General features: G+C 43.6%; 18 protein-coding genes. 7 read left to right on the forward strand and 11 right to left on the reverse strand.

What is annotated here, in order from left to right:
- Window positions 1-81: 81 nt before the first annotated feature.
- Complete coding sequence (locus F0251_RS00850; protein ID WP_171730224.1) at window positions 82-978, reverse strand: LysR family transcriptional regulator; 897 nt, start codon at window positions 976-978, stop codon at window positions 82-84.
- Window positions 979-1,077: 99 nt separating this feature from the next.
- On the opposite strand from F0251_RS00850, the gene F0251_RS00855 reads away from it, so the two are divergent.
- The gene (locus F0251_RS00855) at window positions 1,078-1,962 is read left to right on the forward strand and encodes an SMP-30/gluconolactonase/LRE family protein (RefSeq protein ID WP_108166253.1); all 885 of its coding nucleotides are present in this window, start codon (window positions 1,078-1,080) and stop codon (window positions 1,960-1,962) included.
- A gap of 112 nt (window positions 1,963-2,074) precedes the next feature.
- Here F0251_RS00855 and F0251_RS00860 read toward each other — a convergent pair whose 3' ends face one another.
- From F0251_RS00860 to F0251_RS00885, 6 genes are all read right to left on the reverse strand, one after another.
- Window positions 2,075-2,968 carry a DMT family transporter gene (locus F0251_RS00860; RefSeq protein WP_171730126.1) on the reverse strand — a complete coding sequence of 298 codons (894 nt, stop codon included), beginning with the start codon at window positions 2,966-2,968 and terminating at the stop codon, window positions 2,075-2,077.
- A 134-nt stretch (window positions 2,969-3,102) separates the two neighbouring features.
- Complete coding sequence (locus F0251_RS00865; RefSeq protein ID WP_061031834.1) at window positions 3,103-4,119, reverse strand: AraC family transcriptional regulator; 1,017 nt, start codon at window positions 4,117-4,119, stop codon at window positions 3,103-3,105.
- A 107-nt stretch (window positions 4,120-4,226) separates the two neighbouring features.
- The gene (locus tag F0251_RS00870) at window positions 4,227-5,225 is read right to left on the reverse strand and encodes a DUF2860 family protein (protein ID WP_171730127.1); all 999 of its coding nucleotides are present in this window, start codon (window positions 5,223-5,225) and stop codon (window positions 4,227-4,229) included.
- A 59-nt stretch (window positions 5,226-5,284) separates the two neighbouring features.
- Complete coding sequence (locus tag F0251_RS00875) at window positions 5,285-6,856, reverse strand: amidase (protein WP_061031832.1); 1,572 nt, start codon at window positions 6,854-6,856, stop codon at window positions 5,285-5,287.
- 186 nt (window positions 6,857-7,042) lie between these two features.
- Window positions 7,043-8,287 carry an alpha/beta fold hydrolase gene (locus tag F0251_RS00880; RefSeq protein ID WP_171730128.1) on the reverse strand — a complete coding sequence of 415 codons (1,245 nt, stop codon included), beginning with the start codon at window positions 8,285-8,287 and terminating at the stop codon, window positions 7,043-7,045.
- Window positions 8,288-8,446: 159 nt separating this feature from the next.
- Window positions 8,447-9,709 carry an amidohydrolase family protein gene (locus F0251_RS00885; protein WP_171730129.1) on the reverse strand — a complete coding sequence of 421 codons (1,263 nt, stop codon included), beginning with the start codon at window positions 9,707-9,709 and terminating at the stop codon, window positions 8,447-8,449.
- Window positions 9,710-10,011: 302 nt separating this feature from the next.
- Here F0251_RS00885 and F0251_RS00890 point away from each other — a divergent pair, with 302 nt between their 5' ends.
- Together F0251_RS00890 and F0251_RS00895 are read left to right on the forward strand one after the other, a co-directional pair.
- Window positions 10,012-10,491, forward strand: coding sequence for a hypothetical protein (locus F0251_RS00890; RefSeq protein WP_116870606.1), 480 nt, complete (start codon window positions 10,012-10,014; stop codon window positions 10,489-10,491).
- A 438-nt stretch (window positions 10,492-10,929) separates the two neighbouring features.
- Window positions 10,930-12,420, forward strand: coding sequence for a serine protease (locus F0251_RS00895; RefSeq protein ID WP_171730130.1), 1,491 nt, complete (start codon window positions 10,930-10,932; stop codon window positions 12,418-12,420).
- Window positions 12,421-12,532: 112 nt separating this feature from the next.
- Here F0251_RS00895 and F0251_RS00900 read toward each other — a convergent pair whose 3' ends face one another.
- On the reverse strand, window positions 12,533-12,898 hold the full coding sequence (locus F0251_RS00900; protein ID WP_061031829.1) for a YgiW/YdeI family stress tolerance OB fold protein: 366 nt from the start codon (window positions 12,896-12,898) through the stop codon (window positions 12,533-12,535).
- 468 nt (window positions 12,899-13,366) lie between these two features.
- Here F0251_RS00900 and F0251_RS00905 point away from each other — a divergent pair, with 468 nt between their 5' ends.
- Entirely contained in the window at window positions 13,367-14,023 is a 657-nt protein-coding gene (locus tag F0251_RS00905; protein WP_171730131.1) for a hypothetical protein, read from the forward strand.
- A 153-nt stretch (window positions 14,024-14,176) separates the two neighbouring features.
- Here F0251_RS00905 and F0251_RS00910 read toward each other — a convergent pair whose 3' ends face one another.
- The gene (locus tag F0251_RS00910; RefSeq protein WP_171730132.1) at window positions 14,177-15,895 is read right to left on the reverse strand and encodes an amidohydrolase; all 1,719 of its coding nucleotides are present in this window, start codon (window positions 15,893-15,895) and stop codon (window positions 14,177-14,179) included.
- Window positions 15,896-16,249: 354 nt separating this feature from the next.
- Here F0251_RS00910 and F0251_RS00915 point away from each other — a divergent pair, with 354 nt between their 5' ends.
- The 3 genes from F0251_RS00915 (at window position 16,250) to F0251_RS00925 (ending at window position 18,530) form a co-directional block, all read left to right on the forward strand.
- Window positions 16,250-17,212 (forward strand): AraC family transcriptional regulator, encoded by a 963-nt coding sequence (locus tag F0251_RS00915; protein ID WP_061031826.1) that lies wholly within the window; start codon window positions 16,250-16,252, stop codon window positions 17,210-17,212.
- Between the two features lie 147 nt (window positions 17,213-17,359).
- Entirely contained in the window at window positions 17,360-17,878 is a 519-nt protein-coding gene (locus F0251_RS00920; RefSeq protein ID WP_032498609.1) for a lipocalin family protein, read from the forward strand.
- Between the two features lie 109 nt (window positions 17,879-17,987).
- On the forward strand, window positions 17,988-18,530 hold the full coding sequence (locus tag F0251_RS00925; RefSeq protein WP_105059236.1) for a cytochrome b: 543 nt from the start codon (window positions 17,988-17,990) through the stop codon (window positions 18,528-18,530).
- A gap of 129 nt (window positions 18,531-18,659) precedes the next feature.
- Here F0251_RS00925 and F0251_RS00930 read toward each other — a convergent pair whose 3' ends face one another.
- Together F0251_RS00930 and F0251_RS00935 are read right to left on the reverse strand one after the other, a co-directional pair.
- Window positions 18,660-19,034, reverse strand: a complete 375-nt coding sequence (locus F0251_RS00930; protein WP_105059237.1) for a hypothetical protein — start codon at window positions 19,032-19,034, stop codon at window positions 18,660-18,662.
- A gap of 48 nt (window positions 19,035-19,082) precedes the next feature.
- Window positions 19,083-19,388 (reverse strand): monooxygenase, encoded by a 306-nt coding sequence (locus F0251_RS00935; protein ID WP_105059238.1) that lies wholly within the window; start codon window positions 19,386-19,388, stop codon window positions 19,083-19,085.
- Between the last annotated feature and the right edge of the window lie 26 nt (window positions 19,389-19,414).

A 19,414-nucleotide genomic window follows, 5' to 3' on the forward strand; every position in this document is an offset into this window, starting at 1 on the left:
GATCAAATAGAGCTAGGTTGAACTAGCTCTAAAACTAATCAAATCCAGTCACTTAAACCATCAAGAGTTGGTATCTCCCCCTCACAACGTATAAGCGTTATTCGATTCCAACCACTCTTTTACCGCTCGGTTAAAAGTGACCAACTTCTGCGGTGTTACTCTTCTTTGAGCATAAATAAGGCTTAGCTTTTGGGCTTTTATCGACCATTCTGGGAACACGTGAATAAGCTCACCTTGTTTGAGCTGCTCTTCAACTTGATAGAACGGCAAGCTGGCGACCCCTATTCCTTGCATCGCTAACTCTAAAATTGAACTGTAAGTATTTGAACTAACGCTTCCGGTTACTTCAACATGGTAGGTTTGCTCATCATTGATTAACTCCAGCTGATTCCAACGTTCATTTTGACTGTTAAGAATGAAGCTGCATTTATGGATGTCTTTAGTGGTGGCAAGTGGGTTAGTCGATGCGTAACCCGCACTGCAAACCAGAACATTGCGGATATGCCCAAGATCGTTGGCAATCACATCATTAGGCAGTTCATCGTAGGCTCTAAAAGCAATGTCAAAGTCGCCAGACTCTATCTTCTTTTTCATCGGCCCAAAGTCGAGAATCAAATCCACTTTTGGGTACTCTTGCTTGAAAGTAGGGATGATATGACGACAAAGCGCACGCCCAAACTCTATCGGCGCGGTAATTTTCAAATCGCCTGCCACTTCCTGAGTCATGTCTAAGACACGCATTTCCGCTTCGGTTGCTAATAGTTGAATTTGCTTCGCTTTTGAATACAACTCTTCGCCCACTTCCGTGAGGCTGATAGAACGAGTCGTTCTGTGAAACAGTTTAGAATTCAATGTTTCTTCGAGTCGTTGTACATGCCGAGACACCAAACCTTTTGACACATCCAATACTTCAGCGGCCTTGGTGAAGCTTTGCTCTTCGGCGACAGTCAAGAAAGTCTGCATATAAATCAAATTCATCATTAACACCATTTAGTAAACAGTGAAGTCATTTTGTACTGTTTTTCTCACTCCTTCAAGAAACTAAGATTCAAAACGTAAACAGAAAGGAGAAGAACAATGAACAAACTACTACTTATTACCGCTGCAATGGCTGCCTCTATGAATGTTTCAGCTGCCTCTGTTGTAGAAAGCAACCCAACATTGGTTGGTGACTCATTCGGCTTTGTTGAAGGCCCAACATGGGATGTGGAACATCAACGTTTCTTGTTTAGCGATATCCCAAATAACACAACCTATTCTTACGATCTTAACGGCAAGTTGAGCGTTTTTGATGACAATTCTGGCTATGCCAATGGTCTCGATATTGATGCGAAAGGCAACCTTTGGGCTGCTCGCCATGATAGAAAGTTGTCGTACCGTCAGGGCAACGGAGAGAAAGTGATTGTCGCTGCAACGTATAACGGCAAACTGCTTAATAGCCCGAACGATTTAACCGTTAACAGCGATGGCAGCGTGTGGTTTACCGATCCTCCGTTTGGTATCCAAGGTTACGGCCCAGCAAAGGCAGAATCAGAGCAACCGGTTAATGGCGTTTATCGTTATTTAGATGGTGATCTAAAGTTGATCACTGGAGAGTTCAAGCTACCAAACGGCATCGCATTTTCTTCTGATGAATCTTCGTTATACGTTGCCGACACATCTGATGGCTGGGTATACCGATTTGATGTTGATGGACAGTCACTCAGCAATAAGACGCAATTTGCTCAAGTGAAGGCGGAGTCTGGCTCTGAACCTATGGTTGATGGTGTCGCTGTTGATGCCGATGACAACCTATTTGTTGCAGCGCACGGTGGCGTGGGTGTGTTCGATAAAGACGGTAAGCAGATTGACTTCATTGCTATTGATGCGGGCCATATCAGCAACCTAGAAATTGGCGGGAAACAGCAAGACTTACTGATGGTAACGGCATACAACAAAGTGTTGGTATTCAAGCTTAAGTAACGCTTAACACAAGCGAAAACAAAAAGGGACGGGTAGAAATACCGGTCCCTTTTCTAGTTTGAATAAGCCGAAAGTGGGTTAGCTCTATGCGCTGTAATGATGCTGTCGACGATTAAGGCTTAGGCTGATTGGCTTCTATATCAAGGGCCGTTTGATTTGGCCAACTGAAGTACTTCTTCCATTTTATTGGCATCATAGGAATGACGATGAGGCTGATACCGACAAGAGTCAGCATATCTGGAATCTCGTCAAACCACATCACGCCAAATAATGTCACAAACACCAACCCCGAATATTCTGCGAGAGCTATTTGGTTTGCTGGCGCTTTTTTATAAGCCACCACCACAAGGGCATGGTATCCAAAAACGAATAGGTTGATAGCCATAATCCACCCAACATGACGCCATTCAATCGCCGCCCATGCAGGCAGAGCAAGAGCCAACGCCAGAGGCAGGGTCATTACACTGGTCCAAAATAGCGTCGAGATAATGTGTTGTTCTGCGTGAAGACGTTTAATCAAAATATTGCCGACACCCATAGCGAGCGCACTGCCTAAGCCTGCAATAGCGGCCCAGTGAAATTGCTCTGGACGCAAAACGATTAGCACACCCACGAAACCAATCAATGTCGCGACCACTTTTGATGATGTCGGCTTCTCTTTCAGTAAAACAATAGAAAGCGGGAGCATAAGAATGGGCCCAACATAGAACATCGCGTTTGCGGTCGCCAAGGTGAGGTGTGTGATGGCAATCATTGCGCAGCCGCTGCCCACTAGGATTAATTGAGCCCGCAAGAAGTTGATGCGACAACCACCTTGCATTCGCGTCTCTTTGGGTAGCTTTAGCCAAAAAGGAAGCAGCAACATCACGCTCAATAGTTGGCGGATAAACACATATTGAAACGTAGGCACTTCACCGTTCAGCACTTTGAGTGAAACGTCTGAAAAGGAGGCGAGCAGGTTGGCGAATACTAAGAGCAAAATCGCGTGGTTGGTGGCTTTGGTCATACAGAAACAGCGCTACATATTTGTCATACAATTATGGACAAGCATAATACATGAGAATCGAAAATATGTAAGAGCAAAAACCAAGTAAGAACAATGTCGTTCGATGCTTAGTGATATGGGGGCGAGATCTGTTGTTACGACCTGAGTTCAGTAGGAGAGTGACCAGTCCAATTCTTGAATGCTCGGCTGAATGCGCTTGAGTCTGAGAAGCCAAGCTCGTGAGCCACATAGGTAATATTACTGTTGTTTTGATTTAGCAACGTCATGCTCAGCTCAAGTCGATATTTATCGAACAAACGACGAAAACTCACCCCTTGTTGTTTAAGTTTACGATTCAGAGTTCGAGGGCTGATGTGAAGGTTACTCGCCACGCTATCTAGGTTGGTGTCTTTTACCGCAAGCACTTTGAACGTTTCATTCACTTTGTAGATCAGGTTGGTTTTTAATGTTTTTTCCATCTGCTGGTCGGCTATTCGTACTAACTCTGCATGAAAGTCAGCTTGGAATTGGCGAGGTTTCGCCTGAACAAGATCGTTAGGGAACAGTATATATCGGGCGGGGAAGCCTTCCTTCATTTCTACATTAAATACGCGCTCATATATGCTTAAAAACTCATCACCGATGGTGTTCTTATGGATATGGATGGCGACTTTTTGTTTTGGTGTATTCAGGTATTTTCGAACGAGCTTGAGGATAATACTGAAATAGAGCCCTAAGCTGATGTGTGTCATTAGGGTGGTTTCGTCAATGTACTCGGGTGTGACGCCCCAAAGCTCGACTTCACCACTCTCTGTTTCACGACTGAAAATTTTCAGTAGCGGATGTATATGAATGGAGTATCGACTCAACAGTTGGCAAAAGCTGGCGAGATCTGGCGCGGTGAGCATGGCCATTACCGGCGCGCCCATTTCAAGCTCATCGAAGTAGCAAGCGGATTCATCAAATAGGTCGATCAGTTCATGATCAAAGCGTTGGTAGATGTTGGTGATGGCGGTTTGAAGCTGATAAGCCGAGATCGATTCGGCGGAGCAAAGTTGTTGATAGACCTCTGCTCCCGACCAGATATCGCTGCTGTCTCCAATTCTAGCCTGAATGGCAGAATCTAAAGTTTTAAACCAAAATATGGGTAATTGAGTACTAAAACTTTCCACCGTAACTCCCTGTTATTACTGATGATTGAAGAGTGTTCTTCTCGGTAATATGTCCAAATTAAAGGATTTTTTTGCGGGTTACAAGCAATGAAAATCTCAGTTCAACCTTAGAATTTGTAATCAACACCGACTGAAACCACATATTGCGATGATTGGTAATACTCAATGTTTGAATTCGTTGTCTTGGCGCCGAGTAGTGACACCAAAGACCAGTTTTTAGCATCAAAGATATTGGCATATTCATAGGCAACGAAGGCGCCAAAGTCTTTGTCTTCACGTGTCTTATTAAAGATCGGGTTCTCTTTATCATAGCTGCGTTTTGCTGCATTGAGTGTTAAAGCAAGACCATGTTTTCCGTATCTTTTCGCTAGGTTGATTTCCGCACCAAGGCTCAAGAACGACAGTGCATCACCCTCAGAGTCTGAAGAGAAAATATTCATTGAAGGTGTGAGAATGCCTGACCCATCTTTCAAGAAGTACTGATAACCAGACTTGAGATAAAAGTACTTTCGTTCTCGAATCATCAGTGCGCGTTCTTCTTCGGTTAACCCAAGCCCCTTTAGACCGGTGTTTTCTTTTTTAACGTCTGACTCACCAGAAGCGACATCGAGATTAAAGTTCGAGCCCATTATTCTTGAAAGCTGCATTCGAACGACAGTACCAGTGACATCGGTCTCTTCTCTTTTCGAGTCTACAGCATAAGGGTCATCCCACACTTCGCCAGATATCAGAGTCGGCAAGATAGAAAAATCGACCACCATGCCGCTTTCCACTTGCTGTCTATATCCAATTTCAAATGCCAGCGTACCAGTGATGATGTCGTCTCTTGAGGTGCCTAAGAAAAACTGTTTGTGATTCAAAGCGCCAAAGGTGTATTGCACCGAACCCAAAACAGCGACCATTCCCTCGGCTTCCGTGTTACCCGACGACATTAAATCGGCTTGAGATTGATGGTTGCTTTGACCAACATCGAGGTTACTTGAGTTTGCGGTGAAGCCAGTTAGGAAGGTCATGTTGCCACTGAAGCCTTCGCTTGGTGCTAGAGCTGCGAATGAGTGTGGCGGAAGCGTCAGGCTTGCCAAGAATAGGAAAATAATATGTTTCATCAAAAGACTCGTACTTAAATGGTTTTCTAAATTGAACTGTTTTGAAAGTGAATTGCTTTTTAAAGCGCAATCGGGGCTTTTCTGTTTGCCCAAGGCTTGGCGTGTTCTAGTTGATAGGCCAATTCAAATAGCAGGCGGTCGTTGCCTCTTGCTGCGGAAAAGTGGCTACCAACAGGAAGGTTCTGCTTGTTCCAATACAAGGGAACCGACATCGCCGGATTGCCAGCCACGTTTTCGATTGGCGTGTAGGACATTAATTTCTCTGAACGTGCCCATATCTCTTTGCCGGAGTGTGCTTTCTGGTCGAAATATGCGATGTCCAAAGGAACATGGTTTGCACAAGGGGTGAGCCATATATCGATGTTTTTAAAGAACTCTCGGTTATGACTGGTTGCGAAGTTTCGGCATCGCTGTTGAGAGTCGATATACAAGCTAGGAGTGGCTTTTAAGCGTGCTTGCATCGTACGAGCTAAATAGGCGACGTTATCGCTGACTTTGTCTGGCATCGATTCTAGCGGCATCCCTAAGCGGTCGAATTGCTCAGCAAAGCTTGCCATCTTGTTACCAAATACGCCCATGTAGTTACGCATGAACACATCGCCATCTTGGATTGGCTGTTCAACTTCGATAACAATATGCCCAAGGCTTTCGAGCAAAGAGACCGTAGAACGAATGGCTGCGAGCGTGTCTTCATCGGGAAGCCTGCCGTGGATATCTTTGAGGGTGACACCAATCTTTATCTGACGGTTAAGAGAAGCATTAACCATTCCTATTGGAGTTCGAGGAAAAGGCGTCTCAAAGTTATTTTTTGTATGATGCTCTGTGACTGAAACTGCCAAAGCAGCGTCACGAACGGTTCTCGACATAAACGATTGATGAGTAAAACCTTCGTCTGTTGAGCCATCAGTTAGCCCTGAGATCAAAGATTCTCGACTGGGTTTAAAGCCAAAAATACCAGTTGCTGAAGCAGGCATACGAGAAGAACCGCCGCCATCTGTTGAATGCACTAAGGGTACATAACCAGCTGCAATCGCTGCTGCGCCACCGCCAGTCGATGAGTGAACACCTCGGCTTAGATCCCATGGGTTACGTGTAGCGCCGTAAAGGGAATTCTGTGTGCAGCCTAGTGTCATCATTTCAGGGATGTTCGTCATGCCAATGGTGTTCAGCCCTGCATTTTGAGTCGCACGAATAAACCAAGAGGTCGTGTTGGGTTTTCTGCCTTGGTTTAGCTTCGAACCCAGGGTGCATTCAAGCCCAGCAACATCAACGCAGTCTTTTACCAAGAAAGGGACGCCGGCAAAGGGTGAGTTCGGGTTAAATGAGTTTGCACGCTCTAGCGCTAAGTCAAAGCACTCAGAAACAACGGCATTAACCTGATCATTGGTCTGGCGTATTTTATAGATGGCTTCTTTTACGAATTCTTTTGGCGAGGCTTTTTTGTCTCTTATCAGGTTCGCCATCTCGGTTGCATCGAGTGGCGAGTCAACGCTTTGGTGATCTGAAGGCAAATTGGTTGGCGAAGTTGGCGTTGCACTGGCTAAGGTAGGCAGAGAAATAGCCGCAGCAGAAACTGCACCTTTCCCCATAACTTTGAAAAAATCTCTGCGTTTTAATTCATTGATAGTCATCGTTTCTATCCCAAGTTAGAAAGTCACTATCCTTGTTTCGAAACCTAGCTCGCTAGGCTTAGCGTCACTCCGTGTGCTGGTTTATGGGATTAGAATAAAGATTGGCGTGTTGGCTCGCAGTGCAAATACCGCCAATCTTCATACCATTTACGCCAACGGGTTTGTCGGGTGATGTATAGGGAGGGGTTATTGCTCTGCTGTTAGCCAAAACTCGGACAGATCTTCAAACAGATGATCATTATCTAAAATACTCAGATGGTTTTCGTTGTAACCACGAATTTGGTCCGCCTTCAATTGGGCAGGTCGTGATAACTGGCTTGATAAATTGATCACACCATCGTTGCTGTTGGTATTAAATAGCTCGCCCGAGTTATAACCAAAGGCTAAAAAGTGGGGAATGTGAATCTTACTGCTGTCAATGAATAAGTCAGCGATAAATTTCCCGTCTGGATTTAAATCAACCCATGCAGGCATTACTACGGGAAAGTACTCGACCCCTTGTTTAGCAGACTCGACACCACCAAACGGCGAAGAGATGGTGGTTACGCTGCTTACAAAGTCGCATAACTGTCCAATTCGGCACTGACGAATGCTGTTGGTGACGATAAGCCCGCCCATGCTGTGGGCAACAACATGTAGTTGCTGGTTCTTATATTCACTTACAACTGTATGTAATAGATTGTTCAAGCCTTTCGAATTTAAAGATAAAGATAAGCCAGAAGGGTAGTTAAACACCCATATCTGGTATTTAGATTGGTCGATTTTTTGAATGAGAGGGGCGAAATCTAAAGCGGTTGCATTGATCCCGTGCACAAATAAGATTGGGATTTTATTTGGGTCATATTCAGATAGAAAATAGAGCCCGGCGTTGTCCTCAAGTAAGAATGTGAGTGGCTGCCACATACCGAGTTTTGCATTCCCTTTCTCAAAAGGGGGATTCGATAAATCTACCACGGTGCCTATGTCGACGAGGTCTAATTCAATTTTCAATAGTGAGGATAGCGAACGATCAACAAACGCTCTTGGGGCTTCGCTCTCATTAACGGTTAATGATACTTCTATTGTCGACCTGTCTTCGTGATCACGTAGGTTGATTACACTGAAAGCTTCATCGGCTTGTAGGGTAAGATCTTGATTCTTATCTTCAAAGATAAGTAGATAGTGGATGTTATTTGATACATGTAAGTGAATACTGTCACTGTCGATGATGCCATCGTAGCCATCAACCTCGCTTTTGTTGATGTCTTTGATTTGTTCAATCACCACGGCAGAACCGGAGGCTGGTTGATTCAAGGTAATCATGTATTGATTGGTAATGGAGTCGATAGCTTCTATCTCATTAGATAGGTTTCTAAAGTTACCGCACCCTGACAGCAGCGAACTGAGTAATAGCACTGTGCTGATTAGGCGTGCAGTAAGTAATAGCTTCATTCTAATTTCATCCTTAAATAAACTCGTTCCATCATTGAATCAATAGTCTGTGCTTAATAGTAGCAATAAAACAACGCTTAACAAAAAGGCAGGCAAGCGACGAAAAAGTTCGCTTGCCTGCCTTTGAGTTTTAGGTACTCAGTGAGTGAGTATTGAACGCTAAAGCGTGTTTTTATACACTTTGCCGTCTTTCATGATCAGTTTCTGTGTATCGGTGTTAGCAACACATGCCACGCCTTCTAGTGGGTTACCGTCGATGATCAGTAGGTCGGCATACGCGCCTTCAACGATTTGGCCTAGCTTGCCTTGCTGGTAAGGGTGTTGGTAAGTCGACATCTCGAATAAACGCCCACAGTTTGATGTCGCCATGCGAAGTGCCGTGATGGTATCGAATACTTGCTCAATCGCACCCAGTTCATTCAATTGTGTCGCATGCACGTTGGTTTCACCCACACAGTCAGTACCAAAAGCAATGTTCTGAATATCGTATTTCTTAATCAGTTCTGCTGATTTGAACATGGCTTTGCCTACGCGTTCTGTCTTGCGGTATGTCTCTTCGTTTGGTAACGGGATCTTACGCTCTGCAATCAATGAAGAGGTAAAGTAAGAAGGAATCACCCAAATGCCTTTCTCTTTAATGATCTCTGCAATATCGTCGTCCATGATGGTCGCATGTTCGAAAGACATCACGCCCGCTTCTGCCGCTCGGCGCATTGCATCGGAAGTGTGAATGTGCGCAGCAACATAAGTACCGTAATCTGAAGCGGCTTGTACCGCAGCTTTCATCTCGTCAGACGTAAATTGCAATGTGTCTAGCGGGTCAAAAGTTGATGATGCACCGCCACCAGCCATGATCTTGATTTGTGACGCGCCCATAAACAGTTGTTCACGTACCGCTTTCAATACTTCTGAACGGCCATCTGCCACTTTCATTGCGCCAAGCTTCATCATTGGCGAGTCTTCGTGCCCATTAGCCAAACGTTCTTGAGCTTGGTTTTGGCGGTAATCTGAGTGACCGCTGGTTTGTGAAATTGCCGCCATTGAAGGGAGAATTCGTGGGCCAGTTGCGTAGCCGTTATCGATACTTTTCTTAAGACCAAGCGTGTTACCTGCTACGTCACGAATGGTGGTAAAGCCGCGCATCAGCATCTCTTCTGAAATCTTTGCTGAGCGAATCGCTACTTCTTCACGTGTCATAGTATCAATCACATTGAAAGGCGCAGATAGCGTGATATGAACGTGGGCATCAATCAAGCCAGGCATTACTGTGCCACCTTGAGCATCAATAATTTCATCGGCTAACGTAGCGTCAACCTCACCAATTTGAGTGATCAAGTTGTCTTCAATAAGAATAGATACGTTCTCGATTAGGTTGTTATCAACACCGTTAAATACGTTCGCGTTAGTGATTAGCTTTTTCATAGTCTGCACCTTTTGGAAATGAGTGTGTGTCGCTGATGGAGCCATCATAGGCGGTGCAGTATTTTTAAAATTGCCATTTGGTGACAAGCAGTGACGAGACTTATCTTTTCGCACTTTTCTATATTTTTGAGTTTTGCTGTATAGAGGAAAGAGAATTATTGGTACAGAAAATGATCAACCAATAAAGATTAACAATTTTGAATGGAAAGGGGATGATGTCACCAAATGGTAAGTTTTGTTCTGATTCGAACGCTAAGATGTATTTCAAATCGAGGCTACTTATCAAATTAAAGAGAGACAACATGACTAATTCAGACAAAGTTTACGGATTCAATACACCACAACGTCTATTCGTAGGTTACACGTTAGCTGTGCTGGTGGACCTAGTGGTTCTTAACTTCTTTGATGAGTACTGGGACTTTGTGAATATCGAGTCTTTCACTATCTCTTTGATAGCGGCATTGTTGCTTCAGCTACTATTGAAGCTTTCTATTGGCTTAGAACATAAGATTGCTGAGCACTTTAAAAGCAAGCCGGGTACTGCACCTAAGGTTTACCGAGCGATTACCACTTACATTATCTTGGTGGGCTCGAAGTTTGTCATGCTAGAAGCGATTAACTTATTGTTCGGTGACAAGGTGAGCTTTACAGGTCCTTGGAACGGTGTTGTTGCTTTCTTTGCTGTGGTATTTACGATTCTAATTGCTGAAGTGATTGTGTCGAAAATCTACTTTGCTCTTGATGACAAGCAAGACGCAAACTTGGATGAAAAAACAGCATAATCGAAAGTTGAATACGTATAGGGAGTTTGAAACGAACTCTCAACTTAGAAGGGTTAGCAGTTTTGCTAGCCCTTTTTAGTTTCTGTTTACCTGCATTCCATTTAACGACTTCTTACTTATTTAATCCACGAAGTTTTAAGTGTGGCAGTTCAAGGCTTTCTATATTGACTATATGAAGAGTATAGCTCTGCCGAAATTATCTTCAGAATAGCAAAATACGCTGCTTACCCATGATTCTTTTTGTGTTCAAGTCGCACACCAATTTGTACAGCGAGAGAGGTACGAATAAGTCCAGTTGAGAGCTATGTTATTGAATGTAAGCAATTGTCGTTGGTGTGAATATTTCTTTACTGAAAATATCATATGAGTTTTATGTCATATTGTTTATTAGCGCATATGTTTGTGGAGGGAACACTACAAATCGATATAGGAAATCCAATGAAAGTAATCTTATCTAACCTTGGGTTAGCGACAACATGTCTATTTTCTTCGTTCGTAAATGCGCAGCCACAATCCCTAGTTCAGCTCAATCTTACTGTTCAGCCACACTTACCCGTTATTGCCAATGAAGTTGAGTACCCATTGTCGCACCAAGCGTTGATTGAGACATCGGGAAACGTGCGCAAACAGCAAATTGAGCATGTGGGGGCATCGTTCATTAAGCTTCACTTCAAGTCGCTTGTTGTGCCGAAAGGCAGTCTATTGCGCTTGAGTTCGAGCACCAATGATGAGGTAGTTGAGTATCGTGACAGCCAGACAGATTGGTTTGCTCAGTCTATCTCAAGCGAGCGCATGCTGCTTGAGGTTATTCCAAACTCAAAGGGCCAATACGCTGAGTTCGAGATAGATTACTACATGGCGGGCAAGAGTGCTGACGAAGAGGCATTGGAAACGTTATCGACATGTGGTGTTAATGAGCGCAGAGACGTAGCCTGTTGGGAAGAGTCTCATCCAGATAAGGTGGCTTGGACAACCCCCGTTGCAAGGCTACTCATTAATGGGCGTAGTCTATGTACCGCTTGGCGGGTGGGGCCAGATAACCATATGTTCACCAACAACCACTGTGTCGCATCAGAATCAGAACTGAGAAATACAGAGGTATGGTTTAACTATCAGCGTCGTACTTGTGACGGTTCTATGGCCACCACGGTAAAAGTCATGGGGAGTAAGATACTTAGCACCGATTATGATTTGGATTACACACTTTTCACTGTTGATGATTTTTCAAAAATTGAGTCGTTTGGCTATCTAGGTTTAGATGATCAGGAGCCAATCTTTGGCGATGGTATTTATATTCCTCAACATGGAGCTGGTAAGCCGAAAGAACTAGCAATTGAAAGTGACCAAAATGGTTCTGGAATGTGTCAGATTGATGTAGCTTCAACTGGTGGGCGAGGTGCTAATACCGACACTGGTTATTTCTGTGACACCATTGGCGGCTCATCTGGTTCACCTGTTTTGCGTACTGACAACAACAAAGCGATTGCGCTGCATCATTTTGGAGGTTGTGAAAACCAAGGCGTGAAAATCAGTAAGATTTGGCCACTCGTGTCTTCATACTTTGGTGATACGTTGCCAGATGGCTCAGTCGGTGAGCCGAACAATGATATTCCTGAGGTCACTTTAGGAAGCGTGACTAGCGATCTTGCCGCGACGTCCGGACAACAGAAACTGTTTGTGCTCAAAGCTGCAAATCGCACCACGGACGTGAATATCGTTATCAAGTCTGGAGTAGGGGATGCTGATCTCTACATTCGTTCTGGCGCGCAACCAACGAAAAGTACTTACGATTGCCGACCTTATCGCTCTGGCAACTTTGAAACTTGCGAGGTGCCTAGGGCTGATGAAGATCTCTACATTATGATCAATGCGTTCCGAAGTTTCTCTGGTGTGTCGCTTTCTTTATCGAAATCTCTATCGGAAAATTGAGCTAAGCGGGTTGATAACCAAAAGGCGAGTCATGTAGGCTTTGACTCCTAGTTGATACAAAAAAGGTCAGACAATTATTTCTGACCTTTTTCTTTTTAGCAGGATCGAAAGATTACTTTGCTAGTTGAATCGTGTTTACATCAATAGCAGTGTGTTTCCACTCTTTATCCACTTCACCTTGAATTACAAGTTTTGTTTCAGGTGTTGCTTCAATACCATTCCAATCACGGTGATCAATCTCAACAACAATCTCACCGGTTGAGTCTTTAAATTGGTACTCTTCATCACCTAATGAAGAGACAATATGACCCGTTAATATTACTGGTGTATCGTCTTTTGCTTCTAAAGCCATTTCAACAGTCTTTACTTTCACTGCACTTGGACCGGTAAAGCCACCTTTATCGTTCTGAGTCTTTTGATCTGCGAACGCACTTGTTGATGACAATATCAAGGCACTTACTAATACGATTTTTTTCATTGTATTTTCCCAGCTCATTTTGTCTTTTAGATACCGATAACACTGTGTTATCGGTGATATATTAAATTAGTATAAAGGAGGTATATTATCAATTCTATTTACTGAACACTTATAGGTAAATACCACCCACGTACACGATATTCCTCATTAGAGTAATCCAGGATTGTAAAATTGATCTATTAATTAATCCATACATACCTCTTTGTAAGTGGGTACCCTTCTCGTTAATTGGTTCTACATGTCCATTTAAAAAGAATACTCAATAGTTTAGTATTTGTTAACTATAAGGCCTTTATATTAGTATGGCTAATTTATGGGATTCTTGTTCTTCCATATAAAAACCACAAATTGAAATATTCACAAAACCAATCATTGCTTCCACCAAGATCACAAATATTGATATGTATTGTGTTGCATATTGGGTTTCTGAGTTATTTTCCTGCCGCCAATCACAAAGGACAAATAACAATGAAAAAAACAATAGCTTTAGTGTCTGTAATCTCTTCCTTTAGTTCGTTTGCTTATGCTGATAATACTAACGTTATCACTGGCGAGTCACCGGAAGGGGTTTACGTTCAATATCAGTCGATTAACCAAGTTACCGAGTCGATGAAGAATGAGGGTTTCACGATGCATCGCTGTGGAATCAAGGCTCTTCGTAATAACATCCAAGCGACTCAGAGCCTAGAAGTTCCTCATAGTCAGATCCAGTGTGTCTACTCTAAGCCTGGCGCATCAACCAGTGAGAAGTCTAAGTTGATCTACTGGCATCTGAATGTGCTTTACAGCATGGCAAATGAACACTTTATTGCGGAGAGTGAGTTTACCGAGCGCTACACTAGCGAGATTTATACACATAGTCCTGAGTATCTTCTTGATATCGGTCCACATTACTACCGTCAGCGTTCTGAAGTTGAAGCGTTGGGAATGAAGGTGGGTGAATGTAACCTACAAAAGATTTATTACTTCAGCGCTCCAACAGAAGAGTCATACTTATCCGATATTGCATCATGTCCAGTGTATAAAACAGATGGAAAACTGTCTGGTAGTATTACAGTGGAAGTTAATCACACACCGGCCAACTTTGGTTATAGTGAACGACTTGTTAAATTTAATGCTATTTAATCATGTAAAGATTTGAGTGGATTTTTATATTAACAATCTTACTCCATATTTATTTGATTACTCTAAATTAGTATTAAATAAAAAAGGGTTGGTAATAAACACCAACCCTTTTGGATAATTCCCATTAAATTTTTAGCCTTTTACATTGCTTTTTTAGTGGGATGCATCGTAAACCACATCGCCACGCAGTACCGTCATCAGCACTTGAGTCTTGGCGATGCCTCTTGCTGATAAGGTGGTGATATCTTTGTCAAGAATGGCGAAGTCTGCAGACTTCCCAACTTCAATCGTCCCCGTAATATCATCAATTCCTAGGCTTTTAGCTGCGTTGAGGGTGTAAGCGTCGATGGCGGTATAGATATCGGTTAGACCGGTCTTTCCCATGATTAAGCTATTCGCGATGCCAACCAGTGGGTTGATGTCGTGAACGTTCCAGTCACTACTTAAGGTGATATTGGCGTCGGTTTTGAGGATTGCGTCGAGGTTCATCATGGCTTTCGCGCGTCTTGCACCTAAGAAGGCATTAGCCCATTCGTGATCATGTTGCGCGACGTAGTCTGATCCAACTTGGAAATCCGCGGTTACGCCGAGTTGTTTAAATCGTGGAACATCCACATCATTGATCAATTCAACGTGGGTTAGTGTGTATGGCTTTTGCGAACCTTGCTTACGTACGCTCTCGATGGCATCTAAAGATTCTCGAACTGCGCCGTCACCAATAGCATGTATGTGGGCACTAAAGCCGATTTTTTCTAGGGCCGTTAACCACTGTTTCATCTGTGCTGGTGGAATGTAGTTCAAGCCATTAGGAGAATTTGGTAAGTAAGTATCTAAGTAAGGAGCGAGCGTTTTTGCCGTGCCATTGATAAAAATACCATCGCTGTACATTTTCACCTGATCGACCAGCAATAGACGACTTTTGTCATCAGAGTACATCTTCTCAAACACTTCCAACTGAGAAGGCATCGCCATAGAAGGGTAAACCCAGGGGCGCAATGAGACGCGTGCTGTGAGGTCTTGGTTTTGCTCGGCTTCTAGCCAAACGTCATACCAACCGCGCTTCCAATACATGCGACCGTCACCTATGGTGGTGATACCGTGAGCAGCCGCTTCTTCAAGACCGTACATTAAGCCTTGGTAGCTTTGTTCGAAGAGCTCGCTTTGACTGTTCCAGGCCATTTCCATGACTTGGTCACCAGCGTTGTCCAGTAAGATGCCATTGAGCTTACCGCTTGCAGGATCTTTTAAATAGGCTCCGCCTTGTGGGTCTGGTGATTGCGGACTAATTCTGGCGATTTTTAGCGCTTTGGAGTTAACCCACATTGAATGTGAAGTCTGCTCCATGATCACGACTGGTCGATCGGGGAAGACACTGTCGATGATCTCAAGTGGCGTGTATTCGGAATCGCTATTGAGTGTCGATTCTAATGAAAATCCATACCCCATTAACCATCCTCTGCCGTTTGAATCAGCATTGATTTTGCAGGCTTCTAAGTAGGGGATTTGTTCTTCGAGTGTTGCTTCTGAATCCAGCTCGCAAGCGCCACCCAGCTCAGAGGCGGCTTCAAAAACATGGTTGTGGTTATCTATGAAACCCGGCAGAACAAAAGCATTCCCTAAGTCGATAACGTCGGTATTCTGCCCTTGAAACGTTTTTGTTTGTTCGAGGTCGCCAATAAAAATGATCTTGCCGTCATGGGTAACGATAGAATCGGACTCTCGATGCCCGTATATATCGGCATTAGTGAAAATTTGGTCAGCCGCTTGGCTTTGCACTGCTGATTCAGCTTGTGCGAGAGCTGGTGATACAGCACCTAACATTGTGACTAAAGCGGCTAATGCAGTGCGTGGCAGAGTAAGCTTGTTGTTCATTATTGTGTCTTCCATGTTCCACTGTTTAATAAGTATAGAAAGCGAGTGGTCAGTGTGAAACTTTACATGAATGACGAACAAAAGCCGGGATTACCCCGCGTATTGTGGCTTTGGTATGCCTTTCATGATGGTTATTGTTTCAAACTTTTAAGCAAATCATTCTTGTACTCGGCGTACGAGTGATAGCCATAAAGTTTCCACGTGTGATCACCTTTAATATTGTGGCTGTAGGTGATTTCTCCGATCCACTGCTGACGTGTGGCATGAATCATATCGCGTATTTTTAATAATAAAGTGTCCATAGTTGCTCTCCTGATTAAGTTCACCTGCAGTATATTTAGCGGAGAAAGTTGGATGAGTACCGTTAGCGCAATATCCAATACTTTTCAGTCAAAGTGCTCACTTAAATGGTTTGACGGGTATACTTTCAGTATTAGAGGGTCACAGAGTATCGTAATGAAAGGTTACTTAGAAAAGGTGCCGCAAAGGATTGGTGCGTCATGGCGCTACAAGAAAATCGTTGAAGGCAGCAAGAGTTATGGTTGGCATCGACATGAAGAATATGAGATTGCTATTCATCGTCACTTCTCGGGGCATAGCTTTGTCGGCCACCACCAAAGCGATGTGTTCCATAACCATATGATTTTGGTTGGCCCAGATTTGCCTCATGCCATTTATTCGGAAGAGAGCAGTGATGACTCACGTGTTTGCGAAACTCATGTGATTTGGTTTCGTAAAGATTGGATTGAGCCGTTGATGGCGTGCTGTCGTGAACTTGAACCGTTACGTGTGCTGTTAGAAGACTCAAAGAAAGGGTTGCAATTTTCTCCTAATACCGCTGAGAGGGCAACACAACTGCTAGATAAGGTGATGGAACAGCCTCCTCATCAACAGCTACTGACTCTATTCTCTCTGTTTGCTCTGCTGATTGATGACCAAGAAGTCGTGCAGTTAATTAACCCAACCTTTAACTCGGTTGAAGAAGACGAAGTCAGCGACAAACTAGATAAGGTCGAAGCCTTTCTGATGAATCATTTTATCCACGATATTTCAATAAATGACTTAGCTAGTCATTTGTATGTTAGTGAAAGCAGCGTCAGGCGTCTGTTTCAAAAGCACTACAACGAGAGCTTCAGTCAGCGGTTGAAGAAAATTAGATTAAATGTGGCGTGTGACTTACTGCTCAATACATCTCTGCCTGTGAATTTGATTATGGAAAAAGTCGGTTATGACAACCAAGCTAACTTCAATCGCCAGTTCAAATCTTATAAGCAGGTGACGCCGACTCAATATCGAGAGTCAATGAAGCGACTTTGATTGATTCACCAACGAAACGATTTCCATAAACGTCTGAATAATTTAATGTTATATGAACCATGCTAATGGGGTTCACGTATTAACAAGGACGTAAGTTAAGACTCAAATGACTTACTCGTATTACGATTAAAACAAGTCGAGGTTAGGATGAAGAAAATACTTTTGCTGCTGAGCGTGATTTTATTGGGTGGATGCGTTGGCATGCCAGAAACCGTCAAGCCAGTTCAGCAGTTTGAATTGGATAGATATTTAGGGAAATGGTACGAAGTTGCTCGTTTAGACCACTCGTTTGAGCGCGGCTTAAGTAATGTGAGCGCTGAATACAGCCTACGCGATGATGGCGGCGTGAAAGTGATTAACCGCGGCTATTCGGCTGAAGAGGGCGAATGGAATGAGGCAGAAGGCAAAGCGTATTTTGTTGAAGGTAGCGACCAAGGTTACTTAAAGGTGTCGTTCTTCGGTCCGTTTTATGGCGCCTACGTGGTGTTTGAATTGGAAGAGGAAGGATACCAATACGCGTTCGTTTCTGGGCCCGACACTGATTACTTATGGCTACTCGCAAGAACTCCTGAAGTCGCACCAGAAGTGATGGAGAAGTTTAAAGCCATGTCGAAAGAGCGTGGTTTTAATACCGATGAATTGATTTACGTCGAACACTCAAAATAACGGTATGTAGCGGTTTCTTGGTCTTTACGTAACTTTACGCAAAGACCATGTTAAGTGTAATGATAATGAGTCAAAATAACACCTAGGTCAGAGACATAGAGTGGTCATTATGAATAAATCATTATCTAAACAGACGGTTATTTTCCATTGGCTTACAGGCATTTTGTTTATCGCTGTGTTTGTTATTGGACTTCAATTCGAAGGCATGCCTAGAGGTCCCGAAAAAGGCGAGTTAATGGGGCTGCACAAATCATTGGGTTTGATTGTTTTAGCTGCAGCACTGTTGCGCTTTTTATGGCGCCTTAAAGAGGGCGCAATTAGCAGCGTGGCGGTACTATCTAGAGCACAAGAGATAGCGGCGAAAGGCGTTCATCATTTATTACTGCTTGTGACGTTGGCGATGCCAATTTCTGGCGCTGTGATGAGTGTGGCGGGGGGCCGAGGATTAGATTTATTCGGGATAGAGCTAATTGCCGCCGGTGAGAAAACGGAATGGTTACAATCTGCAGCTTCTTTCGTTCACGTTAACTCAGTTAACTTGATCATGGTGATACTTGCTCTGCATGTCTTAGGCGCATTGAAACACCAGTTTGTCGATAAAGATGGCACACTAAGCCGCATGCTTGGTCGTTCGTCGTCTGCTAGCAGATAACAAAATCAGACATCAAGATTATGTCTTATTTAGCGAGTCTAGCGTTGGTCTTGATAGGAAAAATTAATATAAAAACACTCGGCATGTACCGAGTGTTTTTTTGTTTATGTTACCTGAGAATCATACTCACTAAGCTTGCTTACGCACCTGCAACACGCTCAGTACTGATAGCGAAAGGAAGAACGCTGGGTCGCTCCAACCAAAGCCAACAAAGATGCCCGTGAAAGCGGCATACAGTGTGATGATTGCACCCAGCATATTGGTGACAACCAAGCCTTCGATGAGTTTCTTGGCACTGACTCCCGCTTCAATATCTCGCAGTAACCACGTTATCGCTGCAATACCACCAAGGAAGATACAGGTGTGTTGAGAGAGAAAATAAGCGTACTTATCATTAATTTCCACGCCGTACATAGGCCACATGACCGTTGGTAGAAAAAACAACGCGAAGGCAAAACCTGCGTAAATGATGCCGTGTAGGCTTAAAAACGTTTTATTGTTCATTTGTTATCTCTCTATCTCGTGCCTTTCACTCATTCTCTATTCATTTTATTAGCCGTTGATTGGGCCTTTGTTAATGGTAGTTAATGGTTGATTGACGTCAAAAATCACGCCGCGAACTTCATCAACGCCCATCTCTTTTAAGCGAGCGGCATGCATTGTTAGGTAATTTTCTGCGCTGAGTTGGTCTTCAAAAAGGTAGACACCACCGCCTAGCTTTTCGGCTTGGTTTTCTGTCCAGATTTTCCAGATCATACCCGGCTCGTTGTTGATGGACTTAGCTAGGTCTACGAGTGCGTTCGACATCTCTTCACCGAAAGGGCCTGAAAATTCAAAATCAACTTGTAGTAGTTTCATGGTGTTTCTCCGTTTAGCAAATTCCG

The organism is Vibrio sp. 070316B, assembly GCF_013114115.1.
GTDB lineage: Bacteria > Pseudomonadota > Gammaproteobacteria > Enterobacterales > Vibrionaceae > Vibrio > Vibrio chagasii_B.

Bases quoted from the DNA above. Each gene is read 5' to 3' on its own strand.
- F0251_RS00850 (WP_171730224.1), bottom strand. From the start codon at position 978: ATGAATTTGATTTATATGCAGACTTTCTTGACTGTCGCCGAAGAGCAA.
- F0251_RS00855 (WP_108166253.1), top strand. From the start codon at position 1,078: ATGAACAAACTACTACTTATTACCGCTGCAATGGCTGCCTCTATGAAT.
- F0251_RS00860 (WP_171730126.1), bottom strand. From the start codon at position 2,968: ATGACCAAAGCCACCAACCACGCGATTTTGCTCTTAGTATTCGCCAAC.
- F0251_RS00870 (WP_171730127.1), bottom strand. From the start codon at position 5,225: ATGAAACATATTATTTTCCTATTCTTGGCAAGCCTGACGCTTCCGCCA.
- F0251_RS00875 (WP_061031832.1), bottom strand. From the start codon at position 6,856: ATGACTATCAATGAATTAAAACGCAGAGATTTTTTCAAAGTTATGGGG.
- F0251_RS00880 (WP_171730128.1), bottom strand. From the start codon at position 8,287: ATGAAGCTATTACTTACTGCACGCCTAATCAGCACAGTGCTATTACTC.
- F0251_RS00885 (WP_171730129.1), bottom strand. From the start codon at position 9,709: ATGAAAAAGCTAATCACTAACGCGAACGTATTTAACGGTGTTGATAAC.
- F0251_RS00890 (WP_116870606.1), top strand. From the start codon at position 10,012: ATGACTAATTCAGACAAAGTTTACGGATTCAATACACCACAACGTCTA.
- F0251_RS00895 (WP_171730130.1), top strand. From the start codon at position 10,930: ATGAAAGTAATCTTATCTAACCTTGGGTTAGCGACAACATGTCTATTT.
- F0251_RS00900 (WP_061031829.1), bottom strand. From the start codon at position 12,898: ATGAAAAAAATCGTATTAGTAAGTGCCTTGATATTGTCATCAACAAGT.
- F0251_RS00905 (WP_171730131.1), top strand. From the start codon at position 13,367: ATGAAAAAAACAATAGCTTTAGTGTCTGTAATCTCTTCCTTTAGTTCG.
- F0251_RS00910 (WP_171730132.1), bottom strand. From the start codon at position 15,895: ATGAACAACAAGCTTACTCTGCCACGCACTGCATTAGCCGCTTTAGTC.
- F0251_RS00915 (WP_061031826.1), top strand. From the start codon at position 16,250: ATGAGTACCGTTAGCGCAATATCCAATACTTTTCAGTCAAAGTGCTCA.
- F0251_RS00920 (WP_032498609.1), top strand. From the start codon at position 17,360: ATGAAGAAAATACTTTTGCTGCTGAGCGTGATTTTATTGGGTGGATGC.
- F0251_RS00925 (WP_105059236.1), top strand. From the start codon at position 17,988: ATGAATAAATCATTATCTAAACAGACGGTTATTTTCCATTGGCTTACA.
- F0251_RS00930 (WP_105059237.1), bottom strand. From the start codon at position 19,034: ATGAACAATAAAACGTTTTTAAGCCTACACGGCATCATTTACGCAGGT.
- F0251_RS00935 (WP_105059238.1), bottom strand. From the start codon at position 19,388: ATGAAACTACTACAAGTTGATTTTGAATTTTCAGGCCCTTTCGGTGAA.